Genomic DNA, 7,484 nt, shown 5'->3' on the forward strand with positions numbered 1-7,484 from the left:
ACATAGTCCAATTTATTTTATTTTTTTAGCTTGCCATTTTATATTGTCTACTATTTCATTAATTTTCTTAAGTGACATTTCTGGATGTATAGTTTGCTCATGTGCAATTGTTAAAACAGACATAGATATAGCAAACTTAACTGTTTCTTCTGTAGATAGATTATTTAAATAACCATATCCCATTCCTGAAACAAATGAATCTCCTGCTCCTGTAACATTGATAACTTCAACCTTACCTGAACATACTTTACCACATTCTATTCCATCATTATAGAATATACCTTCAGCATCAAGGCTTATAAATACCTTTTCTACTCCAAGTGCTCTAAACTGATTACTAGCTCTTATTAAATCCTCTTCATCAATTATAGGGAACCCAGCAAGTACTTCTGCCTCATGTCTATTTGGCTTAATTGTATGGAAGTATTTAATTAAATGTTTAACACCAGCTGCTTTTTCAGCTGAAACTGGGTCTAAAATAAATTTATTATCAAAGTTTGTTAAAAGATATTCCATTATAACTGGATTATCTGAATCTAAAACAATATATTCTGCCCCTTCAATTATGTCTCTTTTAGTTTCAATGAACTCTGGGCTCATTTTATCTATACTTTTAACATCAACAACTGCTGAAACCATCTCACCATATTCATCTAAAACAGCTAAATAAGTAGGTGTTCCCATGCCCTCTAAAACTAATGAGTCTGACATATCATATCCATGTTCTATACCATGTGCTAACATTGCTTTTCCATTAGCATCATCACCTAAAATTGATATAAACTTAACATTTACTTCTACTCTAGCCATATTTTCAGCTATATTTCTACAAACTCCTCCAAATGACATTTTAACTTCTCCTGGTGTTGAGTTATATGATCTGTATTTAGATTTACTAAACCCAAATATATCTACTATTGATGCTCCAAATACTAAAATATATGGCTCTTTTCCTATGTTCATTAAAATTCCTCCTAGTTATCTATCAAGCTTTACTTAAATTGATTTACTGCCTCTATATATTCAAAATCTTTTTCTTTTAATATGTTTTTCAATTCATTTTTATCTATGTTTAAATCTTCACATAAAGCATCTAAAGAATTATAGAAATCTCTAAGTTTCAAATTTATTATACTAAGTAACATAAATGGATCCATTGTTTGAAAATTATTCAAATTCATAAAAAACCTCCAATTATAAAGTGACTTTACTTTATTATATACGACTTTTAGTACTACTACAAATATTAAATAAAATCACTTTTTAACACTCTTAGACTTTCTTCTTAAACAGTTCTATTTCACTTCTTGAATCTTTGTTATAATTGAAACTTCTACAAGTTCTGATTTTGAAAATCCTTTTTTAAAATATCTAACTTGCTTATACTTAACACCTGCCATTTCAAAATCTAAAATATCAATTCTATCACCCTTATATGTAATAGGATCTTTACTACCTTTTACAAAAATCTTGACTTCCATTTATTCACCATCTCCAAATCTTTTAAATTTTTTATTCTTTATATATTTTCTATAAATTAAACCAACAGCTAAAAATATAACTATTGATAAAACTATATTTTTTTCATAAAAAACATAGCTTATAACGGCTAAAATCAAACCTATAATTACTGCTATTAAATTTCCTGTTTTAAAATCTCTACCCACTTTTCCCCTCCTATTTTTTAAATTTACTATTCCATTATGTCATTAAAATTGATATATTTAAACATATTAATATTTTTATGGAGGTTTTTTATATGACACTTAATATAGCACATCGTGGGTTTTCTGCATTATATCCTGAAAATACAATGTTAGCCTTTAAAAAAGCTAAGGAAGAAGGTTTTTGTGATGGAATAGAACTAGATGTTCAGCTTACAAAAGACTTAGTCCCTGTTATCATTCATGATGAAAAACTTGAAAGAACAACAGGTGTAAAAGGATTTGTTAAAGATTTTACTTATAGTGAAATAAGAACTTTTAATGCAGGAGAAAATGAAAAAATACCAAGCCTTGAGGAATATTTAGAATTTGCAAAAGAAAATAATATTTATACTAATATAGAACTAAAAAATAGTATACTTGAGTATTCAACAATGGAAGAAAAAACACTTGATCTTATAGATAAATTTAATTTTAAAAATAGAATTATACTTTCATCTTTCAACCATGAATCTATGTCTAAAATTAAAACTATTGATAAGACTATAAAGACAGGAATATTATATGATTCTATTCTTTTAAGCCCACATAAATACTGCCAAATGTGTGGTGCTGATGCAATGCACCCTAATTATATATCTCTTCTTCTTAGTAGAAACTCACTTAAAAATATGCTTAAAAATAATATAGAAGTTAATAGTTATACCATAAATAAAGAATCACATATGCGAAAGTTTATTAAAGAAGGAATAACTTCAATAATAACAAATCACCCTGATAAACTACATCAAATACTTATAGATGAAAAAAGGATTTAGGGCAAAATGCTCTAAATCCTTTTCCTTATTATTTTAAAGCTTCTTCTAAAAAGCTTAAATCTCTATTAACTATAAATTTCCCATGATAACTATCTGGTTTTTCTTCTCTTAAAATCTTTATAGCTTCATCTATGTAATACCATTCTACTTCTATACCCTGATTAATCTCATTTTCAGATAAATTGATATTACTTTTTTCTAAAATAATACCTTTATATGCAAATGATAACTGCATAAAGCTTGTATCATCTGAATATTCAATTATAAGTCCTAGTTCTTCGGTTATATTCATTTTATATCCAATTTCTTCTGACACTTCTCTTATAACTGCCTCTTCTCTAGTTTCATCTTTATCAATCTTACCACCTGGCAATTTATGATAACCTTCATTTTTTACATTTAAAAGTGCAACCCTATCACCATTAAAAACAACAGCTCTTGAAGATCTTGCTAAATTATATACTCTATCTTTTTTATTACTGCTAAGACCTATACATTCATTAAATATTTCTTTTATAAGCTTCACCCACATCTCTCCTCACACAAAATTCTCTATATAAGTATACCTTATTTGTCTAAAAATTTGTATGTAAATTTCATGAAGTTTGTATATATAATTCCTTATATAATTAGCTCAACTTCTTATCATTCGTATTTATAGTTATACTCCCCTAAAAATACATATTATTACTGTATGTTCTAAGTAAATGCTCTAAAAGTTCTTGATCTTCTATTACAAAATCATGTTTTTCTATAATTTCATAAGCAAATCCACAGTATAACAATGCAGAAATAGGTATTATTTTTATCGGAATTGAACTTGAGCATACAATAATACACCCACCAATCAGTAAACCATAAATACCTACTCTTTCTCTTGTTAAATATTTTTTAATCTTTTTTTTAATAATCCTAGGAGTTGGAAGCTCCACAACTAATATCAAAATACACACCTCTAAAAATTACTTCTTAGCTAATTATATTTAACAATTTATTTTTTTATGTAAAAAAGCCTGAGATTTTTAAAATCTCAGGCTTCTATTTTTAAAGTTCTTGAAATTCCTTAAGTTTTTCAACCTTCGAAATTTCAAGACCAACTTTTTCTGCTATAGTTTCAACATCTAATATATCTAGAAGTTCTTTTGCAATTCTTTCTTTTTCAGCTCTCGCCCCTGCTTCTACTGACCCTTTAAGTTTAAATGCATTAATATCAGCTTCCATTTCATTGTTCACTTCATAAGTTTCTAAATATGAATGTTTCTCTCCAGCAACTTTATATCCTATAATCCCATCTAAATCAACATTCTCTGCTGCTTTAAATATAGATTTATCAACATCTTTAAATTTTAATTTTAGTTCTTCAATCATATCTTTTATCTCAACACGCTTATTTCCAATTTTCTTAGCTGCAACCATACATGCACAGTTAAGTGGCCATATACCAGCATTTTGTATAAAGTTTTTAATATAATTTTCTTCTATGTAATACATAGGTCTAATAAGTTCTATTCCCTCAAAGTTACTTGCTCTAAGTTTTGGAAGCATTGTTTTAAAGTTACCACCATATAATACGTTAAGCATAGTAGTTTCAATAACATCATTAAAATGATGACCAAGTGCAAGTTTATTACAACCAAGTTCCTTTGCTTTCATATATAATGAACCACGACGCATTCTAGCACACATATAACATGGATAATCCTTAGCTATCTTATCAACAACCTGAAATATTCCTGATTCATATATTGTAAGAGGAATATTTAAATACTTACAGTTATCCTCTAAAAGTTCTCTAATATTTTTATGATACCCTGGGTCCATTGCTATAAACTCAAGTTCAAAATTAACTTTTCCATGTCTTTTAAGTTCTTGGAATAGCTTTGCCATAATTAAAGAATCTTTTCCTCCTGATATCGCAACTCCTATTTTATCTCCGTCTTCAACAAGATTATAATCCTTAATAGCTTTTATAAATTTTGTCCAAACTTTTTTTCTATATGTTTTAATTAAACTTCTTTCTATTTCATCAAGTGGCTTTCTTTCATTAAATGGAATTAAAATATCGCATCCATTTCCTGCTAAATCGCTCATATAATCACCTCTACCTATTTTAAAAATTTACACTTTATTATATCTTATATAAGTTTTTTTTAATAGTTAATTTTTATAAGTACACTTTTTTAGTATATTTTATCATTTGTCGAACATTTTTAATGTTTTTGTAGTTATTATTTGGTATAATTATAGAAAAACAAATTAAAATTGGGGTGTTTTATATGAAAGCTGTTATTACAGTTGTTGGAAAAGATAGGGTTGGTATAATTTATGAAGTTTCTAAAGTTTTATCAGAAACTAATGTTAATATCTTAGACATAAGCCAAACAATAATGAAAGACTATTTTACAATGATGATGATTACTGATGTTTCAGGATCAAACAAAGAATTTGGTGAACTTAAAAAGATTTTAAAAGACTATGCTACAAGTGCTGCTGTTGATATATCTATACAACATGAAGATATATTTAACTCAATTCACAAAATTTAGGGGGCTTAAATATGATTAATCAAAATGAGGTTATTGAAACTCTATCTATGATTAAAGAGCAAAATCTTGATGTAAGAACTATAACTCTTGGACTATCACTTCTTGATTGCGCTAGCGATAATATAGATACTGTTTGTCAAAAGGTATATGATAAAATCACTAAAAATGCTAAAGATTTAGTTAAAGTTGGTGAAGAAATTGAAAAAGAATATGGTATTCCTATAATAAATAAAAGAATATCTGTAACACCAATTTCTTTAATAGCTGCTGCAACTGGTGCAAAAAGTTATGTTCCAATAGCTAAAGCAATGGATAGAGCTGCTAAAGAAGTTGGGGTTAACTTCATAGGTGGATTTTCTGCCTTAGTACACAAAGGATTTACTGATAGTGATTTAACACTTATAAATTCTATTCCACAGGCATTAAAAGAAACTGATATAGTTTGTTCTTCTGTAAATATTGGATCAACTAGATACGGTATAAATATGGATGCTGTAAAACGTATGGGAGAAATCACAAAGGAAACTGCTGCAATAACTCCTGATGGATTCGGATGTGCAAAACTTGTAATATTCTGTAATGCAGTTGAAGATAATCCATTTATGGCTGGTGCTTTCCACGGTGTTGGAGAAGCTGAAAAAGTAATAAATGTAGGTGTTAGTGGACCTGGAGTAATCAAAAGAGCTCTTGAAGATGTTAAGGGTCAAAGCTTCCAAGAAGTTGCTGAAACTATCAAGAAAACTGCCTTTAAAATAACAAGAATTGGTCAACTTGTAGCAAACGAAGCTTCAAGAAGACTTGATATTCCATTTGGAATAGTAGATTTATCTCTTGCACCAACTCCTGCTGTTGGTGATTCTGTTGGAAGAATTTTAGAAGAAATAGGCTTATCAAATTGTGGAACGCATGGAACTACAGCTGCTCTTGCTATGCTAAATGATGCAGTAAAAAAAGGTGGGCTTATGGCTTCATCATCTGTTGGAGGGCTAAGTGGAGCTTTCATTCCAGTATCAGAAGATGAATGTATGATAGAACAAGTGGCAAATGGTTTCTTAAATATTGAAAAACTTGAAGCTATGACTTGTGTTTGTTCAGTTGGACTTGATATGATAGCATTACCTGGTTCAACTAGTGCTGCAACTATTTCTGGAATTATAGCTGATGAAGCTGCTATCGGTATGATTAATAATAAAACTACAGCTGTTAGATTAATTCCCGTACCTGGTAAAGAGGTCGGAGAAGTTGTAGAGTTCGGAGGACTTCTTGGAACTGCTCCAATTATGAGAACATCTCCAGGTAATTGTGACTTATTTATTGAAAGAGGTGGTAGAATACCAGCTCCTCTTCATTCACTTAAAAATTAAAATAAAAACAAGCTGATTTTTTAATTAAAAAAATCAGCTTGTTTTCTCTTTAAATAATTTATATTTAAACTCATTTAATTATCTAATCTAAAAAAATATTTATACTAAAAATGAATTAACTATTTTCATAACTTCGTCTTTAAATACATTCATTTCTTTTTCTGCTAATTCTTCACTAATTCCTTTAACAAATAAATATATTTTTAATTTAGGCTCTGTACCTGAAGGTCTAGCCATAAATGTATAATTATCTTCAAATTCAAACTTTAATACATTAGACTTTGGAAGTTCTAATCCTCTAAATTTAATTCCATCTTTAAAATCATATTTATTTTGAAGTTTTTTATTGCAGATAAATTTAATATCTAAACTTCTTAATTCTTCCATACATTTTGATATTTTTTGAATACCTCCTAATCCCTCTATCTCAATTGGTATTGTAGTTTCTTTAAAATATCCATATTCCTTATATATGTCATCTAATACATCAAAAAGTGTTTTACCTATAGTTTTATAATAAAGTGCCATTTCACAAGCTAGTGTACATGCTATAACACCATCCTTATCTCGTACAAAATCTCCTGCAAGATATCCATGACTTTCTTCAAAGCCAAATAAATATTTACTTCCTTTTATATCAGTAAACTCTCTCATCTGCTCTGCAATATTTTTAAAGCCAGTTAAAGTACTAAGCACTTTAACATTATAACTATCTGCTATAGCATCAATAGCCTCACTTGAAACTATTGTTTTTACAACATAACTATTACTTTGAATCTCTTTAAGTTCCTTATATGATTTCAAAATATATTCAGTTAATAATATACCTATTTGATTCCCATTTATAACTCTATATTCACCTGCATTATCCCTAGCTATAAGCCCTAGTCTATCACCATCTGGATCTGTTCCAATTATTATATCGGCACTTTTTGATTTAGCAAGACCTATAGCCATTTTAAAAGCATTTGGATCTTCTGGATTTGGATATCCTACAGTTGGAAAATCTCCATTAGGAGCCTCTTGTTCTTTTACTACTGAAAGATTTTCAAAACCTAATTCTTTAAGAACTTTTTGAACAGGGACACCTCC

Annotated in this window: 9 protein-coding genes and 2 pseudogenes; 3 read left to right on the forward strand and 8 right to left on the reverse strand. The window is 28.6% G+C overall.

The window, feature by feature from the left end:
• Nucleotides 1-12 precede the first annotated feature (12 nt).
• The 4 genes from Q0V15_RS03015 to Q0V15_RS03030 all read right to left on the reverse strand — a co-directional run bounded on the left by Q0V15_RS03015 (nucleotide 13) and on the right by Q0V15_RS03030 (nucleotide 1,667).
• A complete protein-coding gene (locus Q0V15_RS03015) occupies nucleotides 13-963 on the reverse strand; it encodes a carbohydrate kinase family protein (protein WP_297435867.1) in 951 nt (316 codons plus the stop codon).
• A gap of 29 nt (nucleotides 964-992) precedes the next feature.
• A complete protein-coding gene (locus tag Q0V15_RS03020) occupies nucleotides 993-1,181 on the reverse strand; it encodes a DUF4250 domain-containing protein (RefSeq protein ID WP_297435869.1) in 189 nt (62 codons plus the stop codon).
• Nucleotides 1,182-1,295: 114 nt separating this feature from the next.
• The gene (locus Q0V15_RS03025) at nucleotides 1,296-1,481 is read right to left on the reverse strand and encodes a hypothetical protein (protein WP_297435870.1); all 186 of its coding nucleotides are present in this window, start codon (nucleotides 1,479-1,481) and stop codon (nucleotides 1,296-1,298) included.
• On the reverse strand, nucleotides 1,482-1,667 hold the full coding sequence (locus Q0V15_RS03030) for a hypothetical protein (protein ID WP_297435872.1): 186 nt from the start codon (nucleotides 1,665-1,667) through the stop codon (nucleotides 1,482-1,484).
• Nucleotides 1,668-1,759: 92 nt separating this feature from the next.
• Between Q0V15_RS03030 and Q0V15_RS03035 the strand changes: the two genes are divergently transcribed.
• Nucleotides 1,760-2,482: a glycerophosphodiester phosphodiesterase gene (locus Q0V15_RS03035; protein WP_297435873.1), complete on the forward strand. Its 723-nt coding sequence runs from the start codon at nucleotides 1,760-1,762 to the stop codon at nucleotides 2,480-2,482.
• 28 nt (nucleotides 2,483-2,510) lie between these two features.
• Here the strand turns inward: Q0V15_RS03035 and Q0V15_RS03040 are convergent, their stop codons facing one another.
• The 3 genes and pseudogenes from Q0V15_RS03040 to Q0V15_RS03050 form a co-directional block, all read right to left on the reverse strand.
• A complete protein-coding gene (locus Q0V15_RS03040) occupies nucleotides 2,511-3,008 on the reverse strand; it encodes an NUDIX hydrolase (protein WP_297435875.1) in 498 nt (165 codons plus the stop codon).
• A 145-nt stretch (nucleotides 3,009-3,153) separates the two neighbouring features.
• A complete protein-coding gene (locus tag Q0V15_RS03045) occupies nucleotides 3,154-3,426 on the reverse strand; it encodes a hypothetical protein (RefSeq protein WP_297435877.1) in 273 nt (90 codons plus the stop codon).
• Between the two features lie 283 nt (nucleotides 3,427-3,709).
• Nucleotides 3,710-4,573, reverse strand: a pseudogene (locus tag Q0V15_RS03050) (tRNA 2-thiocytidine biosynthesis TtcA family protein); the annotation flags it as partial.
• 185 nt (nucleotides 4,574-4,758) lie between these two features.
• Between Q0V15_RS03050 and Q0V15_RS03055 the strand changes: the two are divergent.
• Nucleotides 4,759-5,028: an ACT domain-containing protein gene (locus Q0V15_RS03055; RefSeq protein WP_297435879.1), complete on the forward strand. Its 270-nt coding sequence runs from the start codon at nucleotides 4,759-4,761 to the stop codon at nucleotides 5,026-5,028.
• 11 nt (nucleotides 5,029-5,039) lie between these two features.
• The gene (locus Q0V15_RS03060) at nucleotides 5,040-6,392 is read left to right on the forward strand and encodes a PFL family protein (RefSeq protein WP_297435881.1); all 1,353 of its coding nucleotides are present in this window, start codon (nucleotides 5,040-5,042) and stop codon (nucleotides 6,390-6,392) included.
• 99 nt (nucleotides 6,393-6,491) lie between these two features.
• Here the strand turns inward: Q0V15_RS03060 and Q0V15_RS03065 are convergent.
• Nucleotides 6,492-7,484, reverse strand: a pseudogene (locus Q0V15_RS03065) (phospho-sugar mutase); the annotation flags it as partial.

Source organism: uncultured Clostridium sp. (genome assembly GCF_947036855.1).
Taxonomy (GTDB): Bacteria; Bacillota; Clostridia; order Clostridiales; family Clostridiaceae; genus Sarcina.